Source organism: Aromatoleum toluclasticum ATCC 700605, assembly GCF_000378245.1.
Taxonomy (GTDB): Bacteria; Pseudomonadota; Gammaproteobacteria; order Burkholderiales; family Rhodocyclaceae; genus Aromatoleum; species Aromatoleum toluclasticum.
In genome coordinates this window covers 1-24,634 of sequence record NZ_KB899504.1, presented here as the reverse complement: position 1 = coordinate 24,634, position 24,634 = coordinate 1, and the positions used below count along the sequence as shown (strand labels likewise).

20 protein-coding genes and 2 pseudogenes are annotated in these 24,634 nt (G+C 63.9%); 6 read left to right on the top strand and 16 right to left on the bottom strand.

Translation table 11 applies throughout. The annotated features are described in order from the left end of the window. Window positions 1-81: 81 nt before the first annotated feature. From F464_RS31695 to F464_RS0119975, 7 genes are all read right to left on the bottom strand, one after another. The gene (locus F464_RS31695) at window positions 82-432 is read right to left on the bottom strand and encodes a hypothetical protein (protein WP_018991633.1); all 351 of its coding nucleotides are present in this window, start codon (window positions 430-432) and stop codon (window positions 82-84) included. Between the two features lie 85 nt (window positions 433-517). Next, entirely contained in the window at window positions 518-3,700 is a 3,183-nt protein-coding gene (locus tag F464_RS0120000) for an efflux RND transporter permease subunit (protein WP_018991632.1), read from the bottom strand. A gap of 11 nt (window positions 3,701-3,711) precedes the next feature. Beyond that, window positions 3,712-4,053: a P-II family nitrogen regulator gene (locus F464_RS0119995; RefSeq protein WP_018991631.1), complete on the bottom strand. Its 342-nt coding sequence runs from the start codon at window positions 4,051-4,053 to the stop codon at window positions 3,712-3,714. Between the two features lie 15 nt (window positions 4,054-4,068). Beyond that, window positions 4,069-5,736 carry an efflux RND transporter periplasmic adaptor subunit gene (locus F464_RS0119990; protein WP_232428996.1) on the bottom strand — a complete coding sequence of 556 codons (1,668 nt, stop codon included), beginning with the start codon at window positions 5,734-5,736 and terminating at the stop codon, window positions 4,069-4,071. Next, complete coding sequence (locus F464_RS0119985) at window positions 5,651-7,003, bottom strand: TolC family protein (RefSeq protein WP_051092326.1); 1,353 nt, start codon at window positions 7,001-7,003, stop codon at window positions 5,651-5,653. Before F464_RS0119985 ends, F464_RS0119990 begins: the two co-directional genes overlap by 86 nt. Before the next feature lie 137 nt (window positions 7,004-7,140). Beyond that, on the bottom strand, window positions 7,141-7,503 hold the full coding sequence (locus F464_RS31095; RefSeq protein WP_157353940.1) for a hypothetical protein: 363 nt from the start codon (window positions 7,501-7,503) through the stop codon (window positions 7,141-7,143). Between the two features lie 169 nt (window positions 7,504-7,672). Further along, complete coding sequence (locus tag F464_RS0119975; RefSeq protein WP_018991627.1) at window positions 7,673-8,011, bottom strand: DUF4148 domain-containing protein; 339 nt, start codon at window positions 8,009-8,011, stop codon at window positions 7,673-7,675. A 166-nt stretch (window positions 8,012-8,177) separates the two neighbouring features. Between F464_RS0119975 and F464_RS0119970 the strand changes: the two genes are divergently transcribed. From F464_RS0119970 to F464_RS0119960, 3 genes are all read left to right on the top strand, one after another. Then, window positions 8,178-8,864, top strand: coding sequence for a heavy metal response regulator transcription factor (locus tag F464_RS0119970; protein ID WP_018991626.1), 687 nt, complete (start codon window positions 8,178-8,180; stop codon window positions 8,862-8,864). A 2-nt stretch (window positions 8,865-8,866) separates the two neighbouring features. Continuing rightward, window positions 8,867-10,204, top strand: a complete 1,338-nt coding sequence (locus F464_RS0119965) for a heavy metal sensor histidine kinase (protein ID WP_018991625.1) — start codon at window positions 8,867-8,869, stop codon at window positions 10,202-10,204. A 242-nt stretch (window positions 10,205-10,446) separates the two neighbouring features. After that, the gene (locus F464_RS0119960) at window positions 10,447-10,917 is read left to right on the top strand and encodes a disulfide oxidoreductase (RefSeq protein WP_018991624.1); all 471 of its coding nucleotides are present in this window, start codon (window positions 10,447-10,449) and stop codon (window positions 10,915-10,917) included. 124 nt (window positions 10,918-11,041) lie between these two features. Here F464_RS0119960 and F464_RS0119955 read toward each other — a convergent pair whose 3' ends face one another. Together F464_RS0119955 and F464_RS0119950 are read right to left on the bottom strand one after the other, a co-directional pair. Continuing rightward, window positions 11,042-11,560 (bottom strand): hypothetical protein, encoded by a 519-nt coding sequence (locus tag F464_RS0119955; RefSeq protein ID WP_018991623.1) that lies wholly within the window; start codon window positions 11,558-11,560, stop codon window positions 11,042-11,044. Window positions 11,561-11,608: 48 nt separating this feature from the next. Then, entirely contained in the window at window positions 11,609-14,011 is a 2,403-nt protein-coding gene (locus tag F464_RS0119950; RefSeq protein WP_026296168.1) for a heavy metal translocating P-type ATPase, read from the bottom strand. A 110-nt stretch (window positions 14,012-14,121) separates the two neighbouring features. On the opposite strand from F464_RS0119950, the gene cadR reads away from it, so the two are divergent. Beyond that, window positions 14,122-14,577 carry a Cd(II)/Pb(II)-responsive transcriptional regulator gene (gene cadR / locus F464_RS0119945; protein WP_018991621.1) on the top strand — a complete coding sequence of 152 codons (456 nt, stop codon included), beginning with the start codon at window positions 14,122-14,124 and terminating at the stop codon, window positions 14,575-14,577. A 52-nt stretch (window positions 14,578-14,629) separates the two neighbouring features. Continuing rightward, on the top strand, window positions 14,630-15,571 hold the full coding sequence (locus tag F464_RS0119940) for a site-specific integrase (protein ID WP_018991620.1): 942 nt from the start codon (window positions 14,630-14,632) through the stop codon (window positions 15,569-15,571). On the opposite strand, the gene tnpC is transcribed toward F464_RS0119940, so the two are convergent. The 7 genes and pseudogenes from tnpC to F464_RS0119900 all read right to left on the bottom strand — a co-directional run bounded on the left by tnpC (window position 15,559) and on the right by F464_RS0119900 (window position 23,269). Beyond that, the gene (gene tnpC, locus F464_RS0119935; protein ID WP_018991619.1) at window positions 15,559-15,915 is read right to left on the bottom strand and encodes a Tn3 family transposase post-transcriptional regulator TnpC; all 357 of its coding nucleotides are present in this window, start codon (window positions 15,913-15,915) and stop codon (window positions 15,559-15,561) included. The two genes, F464_RS0119940 and tnpC, sit on opposite strands and share 13 nt — an antisense overlap. 2 nt (window positions 15,916-15,917) lie before the next feature. After that, the gene (locus F464_RS0119930; protein WP_018991618.1) at window positions 15,918-18,938 is read right to left on the bottom strand and encodes a Tn3 family transposase; all 3,021 of its coding nucleotides are present in this window, start codon (window positions 18,936-18,938) and stop codon (window positions 15,918-15,920) included. A 134-nt stretch (window positions 18,939-19,072) separates the two neighbouring features. Beyond that, window positions 19,073-19,330, bottom strand: a pseudogene (locus F464_RS29105) (transposase); the annotation flags it as partial. A gap of 82 nt (window positions 19,331-19,412) precedes the next feature. Next, a complete protein-coding gene (locus tag F464_RS0119920) occupies window positions 19,413-20,387 on the bottom strand; it encodes a DUF7064 domain-containing protein (protein ID WP_018991616.1) in 975 nt (324 codons plus the stop codon). 240 nt (window positions 20,388-20,627) lie between these two features. Then, complete coding sequence (locus F464_RS31090) at window positions 20,628-20,882, bottom strand: hypothetical protein (RefSeq protein WP_157353932.1); 255 nt, start codon at window positions 20,880-20,882, stop codon at window positions 20,628-20,630. A gap of 373 nt (window positions 20,883-21,255) precedes the next feature. Further along, window positions 21,256-22,365, bottom strand: a complete 1,110-nt coding sequence (locus F464_RS29100) for an IS91 family transposase (protein WP_018991614.1) — start codon at window positions 22,363-22,365, stop codon at window positions 21,256-21,258. Then, window positions 22,362-23,269 (bottom strand): annotated as a pseudogene (locus F464_RS0119900) (tyrosine-type recombinase/integrase). Before F464_RS0119900 ends, F464_RS29100 begins: the two are co-directional and overlap by 4 nt. Window positions 23,270-23,492: 223 nt before the next feature. On the opposite strand from F464_RS0119900, the gene F464_RS0119895 reads away from it, so the two are divergent. Next, window positions 23,493-24,620 (top strand): ISAs1 family transposase, encoded by a 1,128-nt coding sequence (locus F464_RS0119895; protein WP_026296036.1) that lies wholly within the window; start codon window positions 23,493-23,495, stop codon window positions 24,618-24,620. Window positions 24,621-24,634 lie beyond the last annotated feature (14 nt).

Sequence of the window (24,634 nt, the reverse complement as noted above, 5' to 3'; positions counted from 1 at the left end):
TCTCCGGCCGTTGATCCATTGCAACGCCCCCCTGCGTCCTTCGAGACAAGCGCATCGATTGAATTCCATCCGGTCGAATGTTCATGAGTTGCGTTTCGGGATCGGTGCGTTGCAGTCCTTGAAGTTCACGTACACCTTGTCACCGACCTGCAACTGCGCATCGGCGGGCAGTTTGGCGGCGCGTGCATACGGGTGTCCATTGCGCAAGAACGCGACCATCACGTACGGCTCGTTGCCTTCCTTGTCCGATGCCTCGGTCCTGCAGTCATAGAACGACGGCCGTTTGAGGCTTTTCGCCGGCCCGATCTCGACGACAGTTCCCTTTCGCCATCCCTCATCCTGCGCGTACTTGCCTTCATGAATGATATTGCTCGCGCATCCCGTAAGTCCGACAAGGGCTGCAAGAAGAACGATCGTGATACGTGCTTTCATTTGAACCTCTCGTTATTGGGTACGAACGCGAGCGCGTTTCGCTGGCAGGCGGCGCACGACGGTTCGTACCCCGTTTCAGTTTCAATCAGATGCTTGCAGCGGGCGCCGCCGCCCCAGCGACCGCGATTCGCGACAATTGCCGTTGTTCGGCGCGGCCATGCGCGAGCCGGTACAGCGCGGGTAGCACCAACAGCGTCAAAACGGTGGAGGACAGGATGCCGCCGATCACGACCGTCGCGAGAGGCCGCTGCACTTCGGCGCCGGTGCCGACGGCGATGGCCATCGGCACGAAGCCCAGCGACGCTACCAGTGCCGTCATCAGCACCGGACGCAGGCGCGTCAGCGCGCCTTCGCGGATGGCATCGTCGAGCGCCAGGCCGTCGTCGCGGAGACTCCTGATGTACGAGATCATCACCAGCCCGTTCAGCACCGCCACGCCGGACAGCGCGATGAAGCCGACGCCGGCCGAGATCGACAGCGGGATGTCGCGCAGCCACAGTGCCAGAATCCCGCCGGTCAGCGCGAACGGCACCCCCGTGAACACGATCAGGCCGTCCTTGACGTTGCCGAACATCGCAAAGAGCAGTGTGAACACCAGCAGCAATGCGACCGGCACGACGATCTGCAGGCGCTTGGCGGCGCTTTGCAACTGCTCGAAAGTGCCGCCCCAGGTCGTCCAGTAACCCGTCGGCACCTTCACCACCTCGGTGATCCGGGGCTCGGCTTCCGCGACGAAGGAGCCGATATCGCGCCCCCGCACGTTCGCGGTCACGACCACACGGCGCTTGCCATTTTCACGGCTGATCTGGTTGGGACCGGGCGCCGACTGAATGCTCGCGACGTCCCCCAGGCGCACGAATCCGCGGGCCGTGCCGTTATCCCCGGCCGGCAGGCGGATCGGCAGGCGCTGCATCGCGTCGAGGTCGCTGCGCAAGGCTTCGGGCAATCGCACCAGGATATCGAAGCGCCGGTCGCCTTCGAACACCGCGCCGGCTTCCTGCCCGCCCAGTGCGGCGGAGACGCTGTCCTGCACATCGGCAATGTTCAGGCCCAGTCGGGTGGTCCGGTCGCGGTCGACGCGCACCGTCAGCATTGGCAGGCCGGTCGTCTGCTCCACTTTCACATCGGCGGCCCCGGGAATGCCTTCGAGCACTTCGGCAATCCGCTCGCCGGTCTCGGCCATCGTGTCCATGTCGTCGCCGAACACTTTCACCGCGACGTCGCTGCGCACGCCCGAGATGAGTTCGTTGAAGCGCATCTGGATCGGCTGGGTGAACTCGTAATTGTTGCCCGGCACCTGCTGCACCGCCGCCTGCATCGCCGCAACGAGGTCGGCCTTGGGGCGCTTGGGGTCGGGCCACTGCTGGCGCGGCTTGAGCATCACGAAGTTGTCGGCCACGTTTGGCGGCATCGGATCGGTCGCGATCTCGGCCGTGCCGAGTTTGGCGAACACGGTGTCGACCTCCGGGAACGCCTTCACCGTCTGTTCGAGCTGCACCTGCATGTCGATCGCCTGGGTGAGGCTGGTGCCGGGAATCCGCAGCGCATGCAGGGCGACGTCGCCTTCGTCGAGGCTCGGGATGAATTCGCTGCCCATGCGCGTTGCGAGCAAGCCCGACAGCACCACGCAAACGCACGCGATCGTCAGCACGAGCGGCTTTCTCGCCATGACCCAGTCGAAGCTCGGGGCATAACCACGCTTCGCCCAAGCCATGAGGCGGTTCTCCTTCTCGCTGACCTTGCCCGAGAGGAATAGCGCTACCGCCGCCGGCACGAAAGTCACCGACAAGATCATTGCGCCGACGAGCGCGGTCACGACGGTGAACGCCATCGGGTGGAACATCTTGCCCTCGACCCCGGTCAGGGCAAAGATCGGCAGATACACCACCATGATGATGAGCTGACCGAAGAGCAGCGCCCGCCGCGACTCTTTGGAGGCCACGAACACCTCGTGGAAGCGTTCGTTGCGCGTCAACGGGCGCCCGGCCGCGCCCTGCGCGTGCGCGAGGCGCCGCACGCAGTTCTCGACGATCACCACGGCGCCGTCGATGATGATGCCGAAGTCGAGCGCGCCCAGACTCATCAGGTTGGCGCTGACCTTGTTCGTCACCATGCCGGTGAAGGTGAACAGCATCGCCAGAGGAATGACCAGCGCGGTGATGATCGCCGCACGGATGTTGCCGAGGAACAGGAACAGGATCACGATGACCAGCAGGGCGCCTTCGGTCAGGTTCTTCTTGACCGTCGCGATGGCCTTGTCGACGAGCAGCGTGCGGTCGTAGACGGTCTTCGCGACGACGCCCGCGGGCAGCGTCTTGTTGACCGCCTGCAGGCGCAGATCGACCGCGCGCGACACGTCCCGGCTGTTCTCGCCGATCAACATGAACACCGTGCCCAGCACCACTTCACGGCCGTTCTCCGTGGCGGCCCCGGTACGCAGTTCCTTGCCCAGGCCGACCTCGGCCACGTCGCGGATGCGGATCGGCACGCCGCGGGCGTGACCCACGATGACGTTGGCGATGTCGTCAATGTTCGACACCTGTCCAGGGGCTCGAATCAGGTATTGCTCGCCGCTGCGCTCGATGTATCCGGCGCCGACGTTCGCGTTGTTGCGCTCGAGTGCCGTCACCACATCGCTGATGGCGAGCCCGAACGACACCAGGCGGTCCGGCAGCGGCGCGACGTGAAACTCCTTCGCATAGCCGCCGATGGTGTTGATCTCGGTCACGCCCGGCACGGTGCGCAACTGCGGCTTGATGATCCAGTCCTGGATCTCGCGCAGGTCCATCGGCGTGTAGGCGGTGCCATCCGGTTTCCGGGCACCGTCCTCGGCCTCCACCGTCCACATGTAGATCTCACCGAGACCGGTGGCGATCGGCCCGAGCGCCGGCGCGAGCCCGGGGGGCAGTTTGCTGCGCGCCTCCTGGATGCGTTCGTTGACGAGTTGGCGCGCGAAGTAGATGTCGGTGCCGTCCTTGAACACCACGGTGACCTGCGACAGGCCGTAGCGCGACAGCGAGCGCGTCTCCTCCAGCAGCGGAAGCCCCGCCATCGCGGTTTCGATCGGGAAGGTGACGCGCTGCTCGGCCTCCAGCGGCGAATAGCCAGGGGCCTCGGTGTTGATCTGGACCTGGACGTTGGTGATGTCCGGCACGGCGTCGATGGGCAGGCGCTGGTAGTTGTAGATGCCCATCCCGACCATGCCGAGCACGGCCAGGAGGACGATCCATCGCTGGTCGATGGCGAAACGGATGATGCGTTCGAACATGGGCTGATCCCTCAAAGTGCCGCAGCGTCGCGTTCGCCGGTGCGAATGCGCACCGCGGCGACAAGCTCCGCGACCCCGACGATGCCGTCGCCCGGGAGGCCGGTATAGGCCGCCGTCGTGACGGCGTCGATGATGGCCAGCGCATCGTCATCGACGCACAGGACCAGCAGCACCAGCGCATCGTGTGCATCCGGGTTCCACTCGTCGGCAACGAAACGGTGATCCTGGCCGTGGCCGCGCGCGTGCCCCCTGGCTGTGAAAACCGTAAAACCCGGCAGGTGCGGCAGTGCGTGGAGCGCCGCTTCGACGGCCTCGAGCCGCTGCGGACGAATGATTGCGGTGATCTGTTTCATCGTTGCGCCTCCGGATCAGTGGTCGTGGCTGGCGCCGGCTTTGCCGAGCTCCGCCTTGATGACGAAGCTGTTCTTCGCGGCATAGCGTTCGCCTGCCCGTAGTCCGCTCAGGACCTCGACATGGCGGCCGTCGCTGCGGCCCAGTTCGAGCGGTCGGGCTTCGAGCGCATCGTCGTAACGGCCGAACACCACCTTCCAGTCGCGTAGATCCTGGATCGCCTCGGCCGCCACGGCGACGGGCACTCGCGTTTCGTCTGCGAGCACTTCGACCGTCACCGGCAGACCCGGGCGCCATAAGCCCTTGTCGTTATTCACGACGATCCGCGCCGTTGCGGTACGCGTCTGTTCGCCGATCAGGGCGCTGACATACGCGATTCGCCCTTCCGCCGTCGTGTCGAACGCATTTGCGCTTACCCTCGCTTTCCGGCCCACGGTGACCGCAGCCAGGTCCTGTGCCGATATGGGTGCCTCGACCCACACCGAGGACAGGTCCGAAACGGTGAACACTGAGACATCCTCCCGGACCGCTTCACCCACCGAGATGCGCTTGTCCGTGACGACGCCGTCGATCGGCGCACGCAGCTCGTAGCGCGTGAGGGTCGCGTCGCTGCCCGGTACGCTGCCCAGCGCAGTCAGTTTCTGCCGCGCGCTCTGTGCGTCGATCTCGGCTTCCTGCATCGCGGCACGCGCCTGCAACATGTCTTGCTCCGGGGAGATTTTCTCTTCCCACAAGGTTTTTTCGCGCTCGTACGTGGTGCGCGCAAGGGCCAGACGGCGTTGCGCCGCGAGAAGCTCCGTGCGTTGATCGGCCAGAGCCTGGCTGCTCAGCACGGCCAGCACCTGGCCCTTGCGAACGCGGTCGCCGGCATTGGCGGCCACGGACTCCACCAGCCCGGCCAGTCGGGGTACAACCTGCACGGTGCGGTCGCTGTTGTAGCGGACTTCCCCGAGCAGCTTGACGGTCGTGCCGATCGTCGCCGGTCCCGCTTCGGCGAGTTCAACGCCAGCGCCCTGCAACTGCGCGTCGGTCATCGCGACGCGAGCTTCCGCCTGTTCGTAGCCGAACCGGTAGGTCTTGCCGTCGTGCACCGCCTGCACCTTCACCGCGAAAGAATGCGGCTCGACCACCACGGCGTCGCCCTTGAGGTAGTCCTTCTCCTTCGCGAACGTGAACAGTTGCGCGGGTTGGCCCAGACGTTCGAGCGTGAGTTCGATCTGGCTCTGGCCGACATCCAGCGGCTTGCCGTCGAGATAGGTATACAGGCGGAACTGCGGCTCCCCCCCCGTTTCGAAGATCGTCACTTCGACCGCGTAGCGTCCGTCGCTCAACAACTTGCCGCCATGCGGACCTTTCGCCGGCTCGGCACGCGCCTCATCGTGCGCCTCGCCGTCTTCTTCGTCGTGCTCGTCGGCATGCTGGCCGCCCTTCTCGTCCTCATGGGCCGCCTCCTGGTGCCCGCCATGCCCGTCGCCGGCCGGGGCGGTTTTCTCGGTGGTCAGGATCGCGGCGCCGAGCAGGAATCCGACGGCTAGAACGGCAACTATCGCCAACATCTGCTTTTTGGGTTTCGGTTCATTCATAGAGGTCTCCAAGACTTCAACGGGTAGCGGGAGCAGTTGCCGCGGGTTCCGCATCTCCGCTTCCCAGGATGCGATCCAGTTCGGCGCGGGCGCGATGGGCATCGGCCATCGCGCGCAGCGCTTGCACGCGCGCCTGCAGCAGGGTCCGCTGGGCGTCCAGTGCCTCGAGGAAACTGAATTTGCCGAGTTCGAACCCCTTGACCGCCGCTTCGTATGCGCCTTGCGCGCCGGGGAGCACGTGCGCGGCGAGCGACGCGGCCTCCGCGCGGGCCGATTCCAGCCCTTCGCGCGCCCGAAAGGCGTCGACCGAAACCTGAAGTTGCGCGGATTTCAGCTCCTCACGGGCCTTGTCCTCGCGCTTCAGCGCCTCCAGCAGGTTGCCCTGGTTGCGATCGAACAACGGGAGCGGGATCGAAACGCCGACGACGGCCTGGTTGCGTCCGAGCGCCTCCTCGCGCTTGGCCCCCAGGCTGATGGTGAGATCCGGGATGCGGCGAGCCTTCTCGAGTTCGGTGAGGGCCATGCGGCGCTCGATCTCCAGTCGCGCGCGGCGCAACGCAGGCGAGTTCTCGATCTGTCGTTGCAGGTCTTCGAGCGTCGGGGCGGTCGGCAGTTCGTCGAGACGGCCTTCAAGCACCAAAGCGTGGGGCTGGCCCTGCCCGAGCAGCGCAGCCAGTCGTGCTTGCGCCCCCCGCAACTCACTGCGTGCCTGATTTGCTTCCACTTGCACGCCGGCTTCGGCAACCCGGGCCTTCGTTTCTTCGATGGACGCGACCTTGCCGGCCTTCACGCGCAAGGCGGCCGCGTGCGTGGCGCGCCCTGCCAGTTCAAGGGCGTCGTCCGCCACGCGCACGCGTTCCTGCGCGGCAAGCGTATCGAAATAGGCCGCGGTAACGGCCGCACGTAGCGCCAATCGCCGTGCCGCCAGATCCTCGGATGCGATGTCGTACCCGCGCTCGGCCGCGGCTAGGCGAGCCGTCCGCTTGCCACCCAGTTCGATCGGTTGATTCAGTTGCAGCGTCGTGGTGCGTGTTGCACGCTGCGTGTCTTCCTGAAGGTAAGAAATTTCGGGGTTGGGGTAGGCACCTGCCTGCTGGCGAACACCTTCGTTGGCGCCCACCTCCAGCGCGGCTGTCGCGAGATCCGGGTTATGGGTGAGCGCAAGCTCGATGGCCTGGCGCAGGGAGAGCCCTTGCGCTCCCGCGGCGCTGCTCGCGGCCGGCGCCTGACCATGCGTCGACGCAAGCGCCGCCGGTACCGACTCAACGATGGGGGTGGGGAGCGCGGGCAGGTCCAGCGCCCATGCGGCGACGGGAAGACACAACGCCACACACAGCGTCACGCCGCCCCTCGGGGGTGTTCTTCTCATGAAATCCTCGTCGGGAATGGGTCCGATCCGCTCGGGCGATGGGCGCGACGAGGCGGATCATGGAAAACCGACGAGGGGGCGTGCGCGATCGATCGTCGATCGGCGCGTGGACGACACTGGTTACCCTCGCCGGCTTGTCAGGCGAGGGTGACTTGGGGCGGCCGAAGCAGGTTGTCGAGCGGAGCATCGGAGACGAAAGCCCCGTAAGGGCTTTCAACCGTCTCGGATGCAAAGATTTCGGGCAGGCGAGTGTCATGAACGATGGCGTGGGTGCAATGGCTGTGTTCGTGGTCCGCGCTGCAACTCACGTCAAATGCCTTGCCTTGCTGCCCCCCGTCCGCTTTCAGGGTGTTGGCCTGATGCTCGTGGTGATGTGCGTGATGACCGATATGCTGCACTGCAGCCGGACTCTCCTCGTGCAGGCAATACGCCGCCACGACAGTGGTTCCCCACTGCAGAGGCAGAAACAACACGAGAAAAGCGATCAGGAAATTACGCACGGCGCCGATTGTAGGTTACCGCAGACCTGCCGTCACCTCGCCGGCGTAGCCGCGGCGGGACAGACACGCTTTGACCAATACATTTGACGGGCGCCACAGCTTGTACCCCTTCATGCAAAGTTGAGTGCTGGGAGGACGCTTGATCTGCCCCTCCAACGCGCCGACCCCGTCAATTGTCACCATAGAGTTCATCCATGCGCGCCCGCTCCTCGGGCGTCATGTTCAGGAGTTCCTTGATCACCTCTTCGCGGGTCTTCCCGGGTCCGACGTCGCGGGAAGGCGGGGGCAGCCCGCGCAGCAGATACGAGTAGCTTCCGTCCGCTTTTGCCTCTTCGAGTTCCTTCAACACTTCGGCGCGCGTCTTGGTGCTTGTGGAATGGTCGGGATGAAAGGTGAAACCGGCTTCATTGTTGGCGGGGTGCCACAGCGAACCGGCCAGCGCCGCGGTCGGCGCAACGAGGACGGCGGTGAGCAAGGGCACGAGGGTGGCGGTACGGATCTTGGGCATGATGGGCTTCCTGTCGTCATTCGGGGCATGGCACGGCTGGGGCTTCGTCAGGTGCCGTCAAACCGGGCACGGGACGCACTGTAGAAAACCGTCCACGTCGAATCGCGAACAGCCCGATTACGAATTCGTAATGTCAGGAGGCTGCGCTCTTCGCGATAATTCGCGCATGAAGATCCTGGTCGTTGAAGACGAACCCAAGCTCGCCGAATACCTGCGCAAGGCACTGACCGAGAGCAGCTACGTCGTCGATGTCGCCCACAGCGGCACCGAGGGCCGCTACCTCGCGATCGAAGGACATTACGACCTTGTCCTGCTCGATGTCATGCTGCCGGGCCTGGATGGCTTCGCCGTCCTGCGCGAATTGCGGCACGACAAGCACGTCCCGGTGCTGATGCTCACCGCGCGGGACAAGGTGGAGGATCGCGTGAAGGGTTTGCAGGCGGGTGCGGATGACTATCTGGTAAAGCCTTTCGCCCTGTCCGAGTTGCTCGCACGCGTACAAGCGCTGTTGCGGCGCGGGGCCATTCCGACGGCCGCTCAGGACCTCACCGTCCTCAGACTGGCCGACCTCGAACTCGATCTGGTGCGGCGCAAGGCGTTGCGTTCCGGACAGCGGCTCGATCTGACGGCCAAGGAATTCACACTGCTGACCTTGTTGTTGCGCCGGCAGGGGCAGGTGCTGTCGCGCACCGCGCTGGCCGAGCAGGTGTGGGACATGAACTTCGACAGCAACACGAACGTCGTCGAAGTGGCGGTGCGCCGGTTGCGCAGCAAGATCGACGATCCGTTCGAGAAGAAATTGCTGCATACCGTGCGTGGCATGGGATACGTCCTTGGAGATCGGGAGTCCTGAGAATGCGCAATCCGCGCTCGCTTGGCCGCTGGCTGTCGTGGTGGCTCGCAGTGCAGACCTTCATCGGGCTCGGATCCGTCTGTGTGGTCGTGTATGTGGCCACCAGCCTCAACTTTTCGGCGAAGCAGACCGAGGAGCTGCGGCACAAGCAGGACGTGATCCGCCACCTTGTCCGCGAGATCACGACGCAGGAGGGACTGCCGAGCCTTCGTCACAAACTCGACGATTTCTTCATCGGCCATGCCGACCTCAAGCTGCGGCTGACCGAGGACGCCGAGACACTCCTTTACATGACGCCACTAGTCCCCGAGCCCCCCGTGAACCTGCGTCGGGTTGAATTCGAGATCCCTCCACCGTGGTCACGCACGACCATGCTGCGTGCCGAATTGGAGCTCGACAGCAGTTCCGATGCCCAATTGCTGAGGCAACTGGCGTGGACGCTACTGGCAAGTGCGCTGGCCGGCGCCGTGCTCGTCTCCGCCGGGGGTGCGTGGCTCGTGCGACGCGCGCTGTTGCCTGTTCGCGACCTGGCTCGCCAAGCCGCCGCGCTCAGTCCGGAAAACGTCGGACAGCCGCTGGATGGTTCCGCACAGGCGCAGGAACTGCAGCCACTGGTCGCGCAGTTCAACGCACTGCTCGTACGGCTGGACAACGCATACCGGCAACTCGAAGGCTTCAATGCGGACGTCGCGCACGAACTGCGCACGCCGCTGGCGACGCTGATCGGCGAGACCGAATTGGCCCTGAGCCGCGAGCGCGGCATTTCCGAGCTGCGGGACGTGCTGGGATCGAACCTCGAGGACCTGCATCGCTTGGCCGGTCTCGTCAATGACATGCTGTTCCTGTCGAAAGCGGATCGCGGCGAGCGGGCGCGCCGAAGCCCTGTCGGCAGCCTAGCCGCCCTTGCGGCCGAGGTCATCGAGTTCCACGATGCGGCGTTACAGGAGGCCGGCGTGAGCGTCCGCGTTTGCGGGGATAGCGGCGGCGCATTCGATGCGGGTTTGTTGCGGCGGGCCGTGTCGAACCTCCTCGCCAACGCGACGCGGTTTGCGGAGCGCGGGTCAACGATCGATCTGGACATCGCGCCCGACAAATCTGGCGGCGTTCGCCTGTCCGTCAGCAACGTCGGCCCGGAGATTCCTGCGGAACATCTTCCACGCCTGTTCGACCGCTTCTATCGGGCAGACCGGGCGCGCGAACACGGGAGTATCAATCACGGACTCGGATTGTCGATCGTCGCAGCGATCGCGCGCATGCATGGCGGCAAGCCGTTCGCCCGGTCGGCCGCCGGCAGGACGACGATTGGCTTCAGTCTTCTTGCATCGGCCACGAACCGGTGAGCCGGCGACGTGTGCCGGTTACGGTCTGATCTCTGGTTCGAGCCTGCGCACATGGAGTAATCTCCGATTCTTTGCACGAGTGGTTGCGCCGAGCGAAAAAACACCCGCCGCCGACAATCGCTGGCTCCCTGCGACGCATTTCCACTCGACCGATATCGCCGCTATCCGATATCGTCCATAGCGACGCGTACCCGTTCCGCTCCCGTTTGTGCACCTGCTCCTTGCCGCCGAGATCCGAATCAATGAACATTCACGAACGCTCCGCGGAGGAAGACCTCTTCGGTATCAGCTGGACGCTGATCTTGATGTGCTGGTCGATCGCCTGCCTGTCGGTGATCGGTGCGCTTGCCCTGAGTGAGATGCTGCGCATTGTGCCCTGCGTCATCTGCTGGTACTTGCGCATCTTCATGTTCCCACTGGTCCCGATCCTGATGGTGGGAATCATCCTGTTCGACCGGAAGGTCGTGTACTACGCATTGCCGTTGGGGGGCATCGGGTGGGTGGTCTCGGTCGCTCACCTTCTGCTGATCACGGGCGCGGCCCCAGGGGAGGCGGCCGCTTGCACTCGCGTCATGCCGTGCACCGAGACGCAGATCATGTGGTCGGGTTTCGCGGCGATTCCGCTGCTGTGGGTGGCCGCTTTCTCGATCATCAATGTGCTCTTGGTCGCGACACACTTCAAGCATCCGAGCGATCCTGAATATGTAGCCTAGCATCTGCTCACGATAGGGAGGTCAAGCACTCGGGGGACATCTTCGACTTCCGAGGCATGAGCCCGACTGGAGACGATCAGGCTCAAACCGGGGGGGCGGCACACTTGGTACCGCCCCCGCATCCTCACCGAGGCGGCTGCATCCACATGTAGTTCTGATGCTGCATCATGTGGTCCATCATCTGCTGCTGCATGCCCATGTAGCGATCCATCATGTACTGGCGCTGCTTCATCTGATCCGGGGTGAGCTTCGAGTAGTAATCCCCCATTCCGCGCCATCCCATCATCGGACCGCCCTTCATTCCGCCGCCCATCATCGGGCCGCCCGCGCAGCAGCCCATCATGCCCGGACCCCACATGCCGTGCATTGTTCCCATGCCGTTTCGCATCGTTTCCCAGTGCTCCTGAAGCAGCTTCTGTCGCTCCTGCGGATCCTGGGTCTGGCGGATCCTCTCCATCTGCTCCTGCATTCGCTGCATGGTCTGCTGCATCTGCGCCATTTGCTTGTCGAACTCGGCGACGTCAGGCGCTTGCTGCTGCATTTGAGCGTCTTTCGCGGGCGGGGCCGCTTTCGGCTGCGCCATGGCCGGCGCCGCCGGAAGCAGAGCTGCCACCAGCGCTGCGATCAAGGTCGTCTTCTTCATTTCGCACCCTCCTTCTCGACTGAAAAAAACCTTCGGACGCTTTCGCCCCTATCGGCGCAACAAGCGGAGCCCATTTGCCACGACCAGCAAACTCGCCCCCATGTCCGCGAATACTGCCATCCACATCGTAGCCTGCCCGACCACGGTGAGCAGCAGAAACGCCGCCTTGATGCCAAGCGCCACCACGATGTTCTGTATTAGCACGTCGGATGTGGCGCGCGACAGGCGCACGAAGGCCGGGATCTTGCGCAGGTCGTCGTCCATCAGCGCCACGTCCGCGGTCTCGATCGCGGCGTCCGTGCCCGCCGCCCCCATCGCGAAGCCGATGTCCGCGCGGGCCAGCGCGGGCGCGTCGTTGATGCCGTCGCCGACCATGCCGACCTTGGCTCCCTTCCGGTGCGTCAGCAGCGATTCGATCGTCCTGAGCTTGTCGTCGGGCAACAGGTTGCCCCTTGCCTCGTCAATGCCCACCGTGCGGGCGATCGCTTCGGCCGTATGGGCGTTGTCGCCGGTGAGTATCAGCGTCTTCACGCCCAGGGAATGCAGATCGGCGATGGCCTGACGGCTCGTCTCGCGCAGCGTGTCGGCAACGGCGAAGATGGCCAGCACTCCGCTCTGGTCCGTCAACAGCACCGCCGTCTTGCCCTGGCGCTCGAGCGTGTCGAGCGTCCTTTCAATTTCCGGTGAGCACAGCCCGAGTTCCTCGATCAGCCGATGGTTGCCGAGCTGGTACACGTGACCGTCAATGCTCCCACGCACGCCACGGCCCGGAATGGCCGCAAAATCGGCCACCTCGCGCAACACCCACCCCATTTCGGTCGCGGCCCGGGCGATCGCCAGCGAGACGGGATGATCCGAGCGTGCGGCGAGACTGCCCGCCCGGATATGGGCCTGGTTTGCGTCGCCCCTCAGCACCATGAAGTCCGTCTGGGCAGGTTTGCCGTGCGTGATCGTGCCGGTCTTGTCGAGGGCCAGTATTGAAAGTTTGCGCCCCTCTTCGAGATAGACGCCGCCCTTGACCAGAATGCCCTTGCGCGCGGCTGCGGCGAGACCGCTGACGATCGTGACCGGCGTCGAGATCACCAGTGCGCACGGACAGGCAATCACCAGCAGCACCAGCGCCTTGTAGATCCAGTCCATCCAGGCGCCGCCGAACGCCAGCGGAGGCACGATGGCCACCAGCAGCGCGACGGCGAACACGGACGGCGTGTAAATCCGGGCGAACTGGTCGACGAAGCGCTGGGTCGGGGCGCGGCTGCCCTGGGCCGATTCGACGGCGTGGATGATGCGGGCCAGGGTGGAATGATTCGCCTCGGCCGTCACGCGATATTCGAACGATCCCGCCTCGTTGATGGTGCCCGCGAACACGCTGTCCCCTTCGGCCTTGTCCACCGGCAGGCTCTCGCCAGTGATGGGGGCCTGATTGACCGTCGAACGTCCGCTGATCACCACGCCATCGAGTGCGATCCGCTCGCCGGGGCGCACCCGCACCACGGCCTCCAACGGCACCGTGTTTGCCGGCACAGCCAGCCAGCTTCCGTCGCCCTGGCGCACGGTCGCGGTGTCGGGCGCGAGTTCCATCAGACCGCGAATCGCATTGCGCGCCCGGTCGAGCGATTTCGCTTCGATCACCTCGGCCAGCGCGAAGAGGAACATCACCATGGCCGCTTCCGGCCAGTGTCCGATGAGCATCGCGCCGGTCACGGCAATCGACATGAGTGCGTTGATGTTGAGATTGCGGTGCCTGAGCGCGATCCAGCCTTTCTTGTAGGTCGACAGGCCGCCACTGAGGATCGACACCAGCGCGAGCACCAGGACGGTCCAGTGGTCGCCGCCGTTGAGCCAATACACCGCCTCGGCCAACGTCGCGGTGACTCCGGCCAGCGCCATCGGCCACCAGTGGGTCTTCGGTGCGGATTTGATCGGCGGTGCTGCGCTCTCCGTGCCGTCGGATTCGACCTTCGCTTCGAGACCAATGGCTTTCAGGGCGCCGAGGACCACGTCCAATGCCTCCGGACGATGCGTCACGCTCAGGCGACGCTGAACAAGGTTGAAATCCAGCGCCGCCACCCCGGGCATGCTGGCGAGCTTGTTCCGGATCAACGCCTCCTCGGTCGGGCAGTCCATCCCGGCGATCGTGAGCGTCGTGCGCACGGCACCAGTGATCTCATCGATGCGCTGTGCCGGCGCACCGCTGGCTGGCAAGGCCGCATCGGCCGAGACCGGCGGTTCGGGGCGATCGCTCACGTCCGACCTTTGCCGGGGCACGGTGAGGTCGAGTCCCGTCACGCCGTCGAGGGGTTCAAGATTGTTGCGGACCAGCGCCGCATCGGTGGGGCAGTCCGTGCTGTCGACGCGGTATGGCTTCCCGTGGGGGCCGTCGGGGGACGAATCACCCGGCGGCCGCGACACGATGGAACATCCGCAACTACCAACACTGCACTTGCTCATGCTTGGTTTCCTTGTCTGGCCTTGAAGTCATTTAACAATCTGTAGTCACTACAGAGTCAAGCGCTTAGAATGGAGGCACGACCTTTGTCCCGCCCTGGAGGGCAAGCACGATGAAAATCGGTGAACTGGCAAGGGTGACCGGCACCCCGGTAGAGACCATCCGCTACTACGAGCGCGAAGGGTTGCTGGCCGCTCCGGCGCGTACGGAGGGCAATTTCCGCATCTACGAGGACATCCACGCCGAGCGTTTGTCGTTCATCCGCCATTGCCGGTCGCTGGACATGGCGTTGGACGAGATTCGCATCCTGCTGCGCTTCAAGGATGCGCCGGGCGAGAACTGCGGCGACGTGAACACGTTGCTCGACGCGCACATCGGTCACGTCGCAGCCCGTATCCGCGAACTGCGCGCGCTGGAGCGGCAACTCAAGAGCTTGCGCGAACAATGTCCCGAGGCACGGGACGCAGCCCACTGTGGCATCCTGCACGAGTTGTCACAGCCTTCGTGTCAGGGGGCACCTGTCAGTGGCGGCCACGTGCATGGCGCGCACGGCGGCATCCGAAAATGAGCGAGATTGCCACCCGGCCGGCACAACTCGAACCCATCTCGAGGACACTTCCATGAATGAGGTCGATGTCTATGTCCAGGCGGCAACGCGCGCCAATACCCGCCGCAGCTATGCCTCCGCCGTGCGGCACTTCGAGGTGGAATGGGGTGGTTTCCTGCCGGCGAGCGCGGACAGCATCGCACGCTATCTGGCCCAGCACGCCGAGTTGCTGTCCATCGCCACCCTGCGCCAGCGCCTCGCGGCCTTGTCGCGCTGGCACCAGGATCACGGCTTTGCCGATCCTACCAAGGCCCCCTTGGTACGACAGACCATGAAGGGCATTCAAACCGTGCATCCGCCGCAAACCCGTCAGGCGGTGCCGCTACCGATTGGCCAACTGTCCCACGCCGTGACATGGCTGGACCACGCGATCGGGACCCAGGGAGCGATCGCGCAACGACGCCACACCCGTGACAAGGCGCTACTGCTCCTGGGTTTCTGGCGCGGGTTCCGAAGCGACGAGTTGATCCGCCTGGAGATGCAAGACGTCGAGCTCGTGCCCGGCCAGGGCATGACCTGCTTCCTGCCCCGAACCAAGGGCGACCGGCAGGCGGCCGGCCGGAGCTTCAAGGTGCCTGCCTTGTCGCGTCTGTGCCCCGTGGCGGCCTATACGGCCTGGAAGGATCTGTCCGGGATCGGGGAAGGGCCGGTCTTCCGCGGGATCGATCAATGGGGACGAATCCGTGTCCACGGCCTGCACGTCAACAGCGTCACGCCGCTGCTGCGCAGCATTTTCGAGCGCACGGGACTCCTGTCGGCCGGCAACTACAGCAGCCACTCCTTGCGTCGCGGTTTCGCCAACTGGGCCAACGACAACGGGTGGGACGTCAAGAGCCTGATGGAATACGTCGGCTGGCGTGACGTGAAGTCCGCCCTGCGCTATATCGACGGTGCCGATGCCTTCGGCCGGCAGCGCATCGAACGCGCCTTGTCGGGCGACGCTCAGGCGTCGTGATGGGGTTCCAGGTCGGCCAGTGGCTGCAGCGCCTCGGCGATCTCGAGACAGTGATCGGACATCTGCCGGAACTCGTCGATGAGTGCGGCGGCAACTTCCCACAGGTCGTCGGCGCTTGCCTCGCTCAGGTTCGCGCCATTGATGACGGTGTGCGCCATGCGGTGAAGACGCAGCAGCTCATCGCGAACACCACCGGTCTTTTCGAATCGCTGCGCGATCGGCGCCAGCCGCTCGACGAGTTCCAGCAGCGCGGCGGTGTCAAAGCTTTGCCGCAGGGTCTCTAGTGCGGCGGCGTCGACATCGCCGTAGGGGGTGACCGCAAAGCGGGGTTCAGGAATGTCCATGGTCAGGCTCTGCGCGTCGCGCGCCGCATGTCCTGCACCGACGCGGCCGCTTGTTGAAAGGTGTCGTCCGCGATCCAGGCTTCCGGCTTACGTTTGAGTTTCAGGCTGTACTCGCCGAAGCGCTTGACGTGCGCGACCTGGTAGGGGCTCAGAAAGCTGACATCGTTTTCCGTGATCTGCCAGCCTTCATGCCGGAGGTTGCCAAGCGTGCGCATCATGTCGACGGTGTTCTGCAGGATGAGCGCGGAGGCCACGAGGTCGTTGTAGCGCAGACGCTTCTGCTGCTCCTCCGGCTCATTCACCGCGATCACGTCACCACCGAAGGACAACCACTTGGCAAAGCCGTTGTAGGACTCGATCTTGTTGGTATTCGCCGTGATCTCCTGGCGCAGCTCGCGACTGCCGATCCACTCCAGCAGGAAGCCCGTGCGGATCACGTTGCCCAGTTCCTGTGCCGCGAAATACAGACGGTTCTTGCGGCTGTAACTGCCCAGCTTGCGCAGCAGCGTGGCCGAAGAAATCTTGCCGGCGTAGATTGACAAGGCGACCTGCATCAAATCCTGCCAGTGCCGCTCGATGAGGTTCCAGTCCACACTGTCGCCGAACAGCCGGTTGATGTACTTGTACTTCACCGCCTTGTCCGGCCGGAACAATGTCAAATTCTTCCAGTTCCGGATCCGCGGCATCAGCTTGATACCCAGCAGGTGGGTGAAGGCAAACACGGTGGCCGACTGGCCCTGGGTGTCGGCATGCACGGTATCCGCTTCGACCGACAGACCGGCCTTGAGCAGTCCCTCGATCACATAGATCGCTTCCCATACGCCGGGCGGGATGAAGTGACGGAACACCGCGATGTAGTTGTTGGCCACGTGCCGGTAGGCGACGGCGCCCATCTTGCGGTAACGGAAGTGGTAGCCCGCGAGCAGGTTCTCGTCGTAGAAATCGTACTGCGTGCCATCGGCGGCAACGGTCTTGCCGTCGCCCCAGATCTTGGGGAGATCCAGTCGCAGATACACCTCGTTGAGCTCGCGCTGGGCCGTTTCCAGGCTCTCCAGCGAGAGGTGGCGTCGATTGACGAAGGACAGCATGTGCGGCGTGATCCCGCTGTTGCCCAGATGACGCGCGGCCTGGGTCGGTCCGAGGTTGCAGCCCATGGCGAAGATCGTCAGCAGGTAGCGCTCGGCGGGCTGCTTGAGCTTGGCCATGTTGCCCGACAGCGGTCCGAAGTGTCGCGTAAACTCCATCCAGTGCTCGATGTTGGCGAGGACGTCCAGAATGTGCCGCGCCGGCATGCGCTGCGTCAGCGCGTTCTGCAGCGACACGGCGGACGGCGGAATTTCGCGAGCAATTGGCTTGCGCAACACCGGCTCTCCGGCGGCGGTCAGGGCCACGTCACCACGACACTCGGGAAATTTCTCATCCAGATGCTGAGCGGTGTCGCCGAGCCAGTTGCGGAGACTGCCGGCAAAGGACGCAGCATCCTGCGGCAGGCCGATCTTCTCGCAGTAGGCGGGCAAGAGCTCCTGGCATTCCTCCCAGGACAGCAACTGATCGCGGTAATCAGCGAATTCTTCGGAGCCGACGACGCTGAGATCGCCGGAGCGCAACTCCTCGGCGAGGCAGGAGAATACACAGATTTCGAGGTTGCGCCGACTCACACCTAGACCAAAACCGTCGCCGTCGCCCTCGCGCAGAAGCTTGCGCCAGCGGTCCGAGGCGAAGGACAGGTCAATACCCTCCGTAATCCACTCGATGCGGTGCTTGTCCTGATAGATCTTGATGAGTGCCAACGCATCGATCAGCGTCCGATCCTGGGTGGTGGGGCGGATGTCGAGCACGTGCACGAGCCGGAACAGGATGGAACGATGACTCTTGAAGTGCTTCCACACGAGCGGCAGGTAGTTGTTGCCGCTGGTGGCCTGCACCCTGGCACAGGTCTCGCGGACCCCGTTGATGCCGCCCGCGGGCGCAAGGTATTCGCGGATCTGAGCGCCGGCTGCCGCATTGTCCGGTTCGGCGGCGAGGATGGAGAGCACGCCATCCAGCGTGCCGATCAGGCGCTCGATCTGACCGCGTTGCCCGAACTGGATCTGTTCCAGTTCTTCCTTCGCTCGCTTGTGAATCGTGGCCACGCGGCGCAGGAACATCTCGGCCAATTGATCCCGCGCGCGGACCTGCATGCGCCGGATCAGCGCCAACAGCAGGGTGTAGCGCTTGGCCTCGGCACACTCACGCAACTCGGATACGTCATAGGCCATAGCCTGTGCGGCGAAATGGCGGATCTTCGAGTCGGGGATGCCTGCAAGGACGTCATCCCCCGCCGCGATCGTGTCCAGCCATTCCAGATGCTCCACCAGCATTTCGAGATGCTTGCGGGTAGGGCGTTTAGCGGATTTCTTGAGCTCGTTATATTCGCTTTGGCGGCATTCCAGTTTGTCCGTGACCAGCAGCGTCTGTAAGGCCTCCAGTTGTCGGGGGGTGATACGAAGGAATACCGTACCGAACACCCGGTTCTGGACAGCAGCGTGGGTCTTCTCTGCCAAATCGTCCAGTGTCGAGAACGCGGGGAGCTCGTAACGCGCTTGGAGCAGGCCATCGATCATCGCGTTGATGATGTCGACACGCTGGTCCATGAGCTCAGCTGCATTGCGGGCAAAGCCCTCAGCGTTGCGCATCGCATCGAGGCCGTGGAAGGGTTTGACTTTGAGATAGGCCAGCACCATGGCCTTGTGCCGGAAGAAGGTGCGTTCGACGGGGTATTCGATCCGTATCGTGTCACCGAATCCCATCGCATACCGGATGTGCGTGACGACCTCGGACGGTACCTTCTCGAGGCCAGGAAAGTAACGCAAGTGCTGAAAAACCTTGAGCAGGACGGCCAGTCCGAGCCGGGTCCCGGCAGAACGGCCGACCGACTTCACCCAGTCGATTTCCTCCTCCTGCAGGGTAAAAAACTGTTGCAGGTCAGCGGGTGAGTAGCAGCCCAGAAACAGCGGGTATGCGGTGCGCTCCAGTGACGCCATCCTGATCCTCCGGTATCCGTGCCAGCACGTAAGGGTAACGGAGAATTGCGACCGTTGGCACGTTACAGGAACTTACAGTAGATCAACAAGTTACCGGCGATATGTACAGTTTTTCCCCTCATCCCGGTCATATCCCTTTTTAGGATGTCGCGCTCCTCGGTGACGCGCCGCAGCCCGGCCTTCAGGCACCGGATCTCGTCGGCCTGGCTGTCGTGCTGGGCGCGCTGCTCCGCAGGAACGGAATAGCGCTTGATCCAGGTGTAAAGGCTATAGGTGCTCACGCCGAGCCGTACGGAAACCTGGGCAACCGGATGCCCCCGTTCGGTCACCTGCTTGACCGCTTCGATCTTGAACTCTTCGGTGAAGCGCGGCTGCGCCTTCTTCGTTTCCATCGACACCTCCATGACACCTCATTGTGAGGCAAAAGGGTGTCTAGGAAACCCGGGCGATTCAGGAAGACCGGACAATGGCCGTTCAGGGCAACCCGCGAACGACAGGAGAGCCCGCAGTGATGTCGCGGGCGGACACATGCTCGAGATAGGCGCTCGGCCAACACATTTCGACGTGGCCGACGCCGGGGGTGCCTTCGATCGTCACGCTCATTGAGCCTTCATTCAACATGACATGCGGACTCACCACGAAGGGATAGAGCGCGAAAGTCTTGCCCTCGACCCGCGTCGCACGCCCGAGCTCGTCCCGCACATCCGCGACGACGGCGGTATGGGCGAGGCGAGCGTCGTGCTCGAAGCTCACGTCGACTCCCTTGACCTCCGCCATCCTCCCATCCCGCAGCACATAGCCGCGCAGAATCGTCCGACCAAGCGCCTCGACCTCCCAGAAGTGCACTACGACGTCCGGGCCGGCCTGGGCCTCGAGCCACTTCCAGTGCTGCGAGAAGTACCAGTCCCGCGTACCCCAGGAATGATCGCGATGGCCCATCGTGTCGAAAGGGATGGGCCGGCCGTCGAGTGTCAGGACGCCGCGCACGCGGCCGCTCTGCTCAATGCGGTCGTCGGCGACCCAGCCCGGGCACCCGTCGCGGTGACTGCCGTAGTTGTAGGGTGCGTGCACGGCCTCGAAGTTGTATTCGAGGGAGGCCCGTCCCCCGGGCGCGACGATGACCTGCGCGGACTCGAAAGGCTTGCCGTGGCGCACCGTCACCTTGCCGACCTGCCAGTCGTCGAAGCCCTGCCCATCGCTCACCGGCAAGCCATCGACAAGATCCGTGACCGTTTCGCCGACTGCGGGGCCATATACGACGAATGCCGAACCTGCCTTCCCGAGGCCATTGACCCATGTGTACACGAAGGCGGCGATCCCGGCTTCCGGCAGTTGCAGCATGAAGACCAGCGACTCCCGTGCCAGGGCATCAGCCCGCAGGCGATGGCGTGAATCGTGGATCGGTTCCAACGCGGGGCGCAGGGCAGCGCGTGGCTCTTCTTTGGTCATACATTTCTCCGGCGAAGGTCAATGGCTTGAATCTCACACAAGGCATATCGTCCTGTTGCCTACGATTAATGTCAAGAACTTTCTCTTCAGTCTCGAAGTTGCACCTTTCAAGTCCCGGCCTTCAGTCAAAGCTACCGAAGACCGCAGCCCCCCCGCACCGACTTCAACAATGGGGTAGCGGCCAAGTCCCACAGTTACAGAACCGTATTTAGTCGTACAACATCTTGGTTGCACCTATCCCTACGCCGACGAAGACAGGAAGGCAAGAAATGCGTGCAAAGGAATGTCGAGCGCGAAAACCATTAAATCCTCATCGAACGCCGCCCGGATGCTGCCGACCGCCGCATGAAGCGGGTATTCCTGTCGCGCAGCTCGCACCAGCTGCTGGAGAAGCTGGTCAAGACCGAGAGCGACTTCAACGAGCAGATCCCTCGCAAGCCTGAGCGACAGCGACAGCGACCGCAACGAGTTGATCCGCATGCTCATCTCGGTCAAGGAATCGCTGCTCGCCCTCGGTTCGAGTGAGTCGCCAGACATCGACGGCAACAACGACTAATCCGGTCGATCCCAACGACTAAGGTTAGATCGTGATCGCGCAGCGAGCCACGATCTGAACCGTTTGTTGGACGAGCCCGGTCCCTGAGCGCCGCTCGGGCCTCACAGAAAATATATATATTGGAATGACTCCGGTTTGACGTGTGACCGGGGGGGACGCGCGCCTGAGCGTCTGTTTCAGGGCTGCCAGGACGGCAGCCGTGGTGCGATGTCGGTGTTTTTGGGGGATTTTATGCCGATGTCGGACAAGGCGGTGCCTCGGCTTGCGGGCACCGATTTCCCTGATCGACCGAAGGGTGGTTCGCTCACATGGTCAGTGCGCCCCCGGCGCGGCACTCGGCACCGGGATCGTCCCGCCGCCCCCCGCCCGGATCCGCGTTTTGACGATCACCATCGCCGCCCCGCAGCAGGTACACAGGATCGGTGCCCGTTCCTTGACCCAGGCCGTCGACGGGCCCGGCGCGAACTTCAGCAGCACCTGCAACAAGGCGATCAGGCGCTTGCAGTTGGGATGGAGAAAGCCGAAGTTGCGCGCGCGCCGGAACCCCTTGGGCAGCACATGCTGCAGCACCAGCCACAGGAACTGCGCACCGGATACGGTGCGCAGTTCCATGCGCCCGGTCTTGGCGTTGCGATAACGGAAGCTCACCTCGCCGTCGCCGCAGGCGACGATATCCGTCTCGCGGATGACGCCGCGGTAAAGATAGCGCCCGAGGTAGATGAGGGCCTTCTCGCCGCTGCCGACGGATTTGCAGTCCACCACCCAGTCTTTCGGGTAACGGCCGGGCAGCGCCAAGCCGGCGGCTTCGATGGCCGAGAGCATCTTCGCCCGGAAGACCCTGGCCAGCGCCTTGTGGTTGAAGAGATAGCCGCCCTTGACCTTGCCGCGCCGTTTGGTTCGCCATTGCCGGCGCATCCCGTCGACCGCGGCCGCCGGCATGACGAGATGGACGTGCGGGTGAAAGTCCAGCCGCCGCGTGTTGGTATGCAAGACTGCAATGGCGCCGGGCGTGCCCTGCAACTGCCGGTCGTTGTGGCTGAAGGTGCGCACCGTCTCCCAGCCACAGCGCAGCATCAGCTCGTAGACGACGCGCGGGTGCGCAAAGGTCAGCGGCCGGAATTCGGCGGGCAGCGTGAAGGTCAGCAGAAAGTACTCGGCCGGCACCTGCTTCTTCATCTGCCGTTCCAGCCATTGCTGGCTTTCGTGGTGTTGGCAGTGCGGGCAGTGGCGATGGCCGCAGGAATGCGGCACCCGCTTCTGGTGGTCGCATTGCGTGCAATGAACCTGCATCGTGGGGCTCGCCTGCGTGCGACAGTGTTTCATCGCCGCGAGCGCCCGGTAGTGCTCGGGCCGCAAGCGCTCGCGGTACTGTGCGCGGAAGTCCGCCTCGAAGGTGTCGATGACGCTCGCGAGGCGGATCATTTGACCTGCCCCCAGGTGACGCCGAAGCCGTCCATCAGGCCGTTGATCCGGTCGAGGGCGTGATGCCTGGTCTGGTCGGTGAGGTGGGTATAGCGGGCGGTGGTGAGGATGGAGTGATGGCCGAGGAATTTCTGCACCTCGATCAGATCGACGCCGGCCTCGATCAGGTGAGTCGCATAGGCATGGCGCAAGCAGTGCGGGGTGATCTTTTTTTTAGACCGCAGGCTTCGACCACCTTGTGCAGCGTCGCCTGCACCCCGCCCGCATCCATCGGCGTGGTGGCGCTGGCCGCCCCCTTCAGGCCACCGTGGCGATTGGGAAACAGCAGCACCGGGTTACGATGCACTTGCCAGAAGCGGCGCAACAGTTGATGGGTCGCGTGCGGCAGCGGCACGAAACGATCCCGGTTGCCTTTCGCGTCGCGGATGTGCACGCGTCCGCGTGCCGCATCGATATCGCCCACCTGCAGCCGCAGGCCTTCGCCGAGGCGCAGCCCCAGGCTGTAGAGCGTGAAGTAGAACACCCGGTAACTCACCACGCGGGTGGCGGCGAACAGCCGCCGGGCCTCCTCGACCGTGACGATGTCCGGCAGGCGCTGGCTCTTCGGCGGCTTGATCAGACCCGGCGCCACCCAGGGTTTCTTGAGGACATGCGCGTAGTAGAACTTCAGCCCGTAGAGATCCAGCTTGACCGTGCTCCACGAGTGCGAGGCCACCAGCTCCGTAAAATAGTCGGTCAGCTGCTGTTCGGTCAGCGCGTCGATGCGGCCATCGAAATACTCGCCGATCCGGCGAATCGCACGCGCATAGGCGTCGATCGTCTTCGGCTGTAGCCCCTTGAGCTTGAGGTGCTGCAGATGCAGCGCGTAGCTGCGCTCGAAACCCTTTCCATTTGATGCCTTCATCGTAAAATGACCTCCTGGTTCGTCACGGGACAGTCCCTCGTCAGAGCAGGGCCATTGCACTTAATTGTCATTGGCCCTCCCTGTGAATCCAAATTGCATCCGTCGCCATTGAAAGTCGTTCACGCTCAAGCACTTGCGCAGACGTCTTGTGGACCTCACGCAAAAGGCGTCTACTCTCGTCCTTTGGACGATGCGAATGGAAGCGCCGGCGCCGATGCCTTTGATGAGTTGCCTTGCCCAAATCGAAGATCCGCGCCGAGCGGGCTATGCGTGTCGCCATGACCTGCAGGAGATCCTGGCGATCGCCGTCTGTGCAGTGCTGTGCGACATGAACAGCTTCGAAGAGATGGCGTTTTGGGCCGAGCACAAGGAGGCTTGGCTCAAGCGCTTTCTGAAACTCGCGGGCGGCATCCCGTCCCACGACACCTTCAACCGGGTGTTCCGCATTCTCGATCCACGCACCTTCGAAGACGCCTTCCGACGCTGGGTGGGCGGGATCGTCCCGGCGGCGGTGGGCAGCGGCACGCTCGCCGTCGATGGCAAGACCGTGCGCGGCTCGGGCGACGGTCAGAACGGACCCATCCATATGGTCAGCGCATTTGCCACGGAATGCGGCCTCGTGCTGGGGCAGCAGAAAGTCGATGGCAAGAGCAACGAGATCAGCGCCATTCCCGAGTTGCTCGACGCCCTGCTGATCAAGGGCTACCTGGTCAGCCTCGACGCGATGGGCTGCCAGAGCGAGATCGCCGCGAAGATTCTGGAGAAGAAGGCCGACTACCTGCTGGCCGTCAAAGGCAACCAGCCGGGCCTGCAGAGCCTGCTGCACGAGCGCTTCGGCCTCGCCCAGCGTCAAGCAATGGAACAGGCCGGGCAATATGCCCAGTGCACCGAGCAATCCCACGGCCGCTTCGTCTGGCAAGGGTTCTGGGTCGCGCCCAACGCGGGCGACGTGGACACCGCACGCTGGCCCGGCTGCCGCATGCTGGGCATGGTTGAATCGCTGCGCAAGGTCGGCGACAAGGAATCGGCGCCGGAACGCCGCTACTACATCAGCTCCCGCATGCTCTCGGCGCAAGCCTTCGCTTCTGCCGTGCGCGCGCACTGGGGCATCGAGAACCGCGTGCACTGGATGCTCGACGTGAATTTCCGCGAGGACGCTGCCACCGTGCGCAAGGATCACGCCGCCGACAACCTCTCGCGTCTGAAACGCATCGTGCTCAATCTCCTCAAGGCAGAGACCGCGACGGCCTCCTTCGGCAAGATCAGCCTCAGCAAGAAACGCAAATTGGCCTCCTGGGATGACGGATACAGGATGGCGATGCTCGGGATTACGCCGGCTCATGACGGATAAGTGCGATGGCCCTG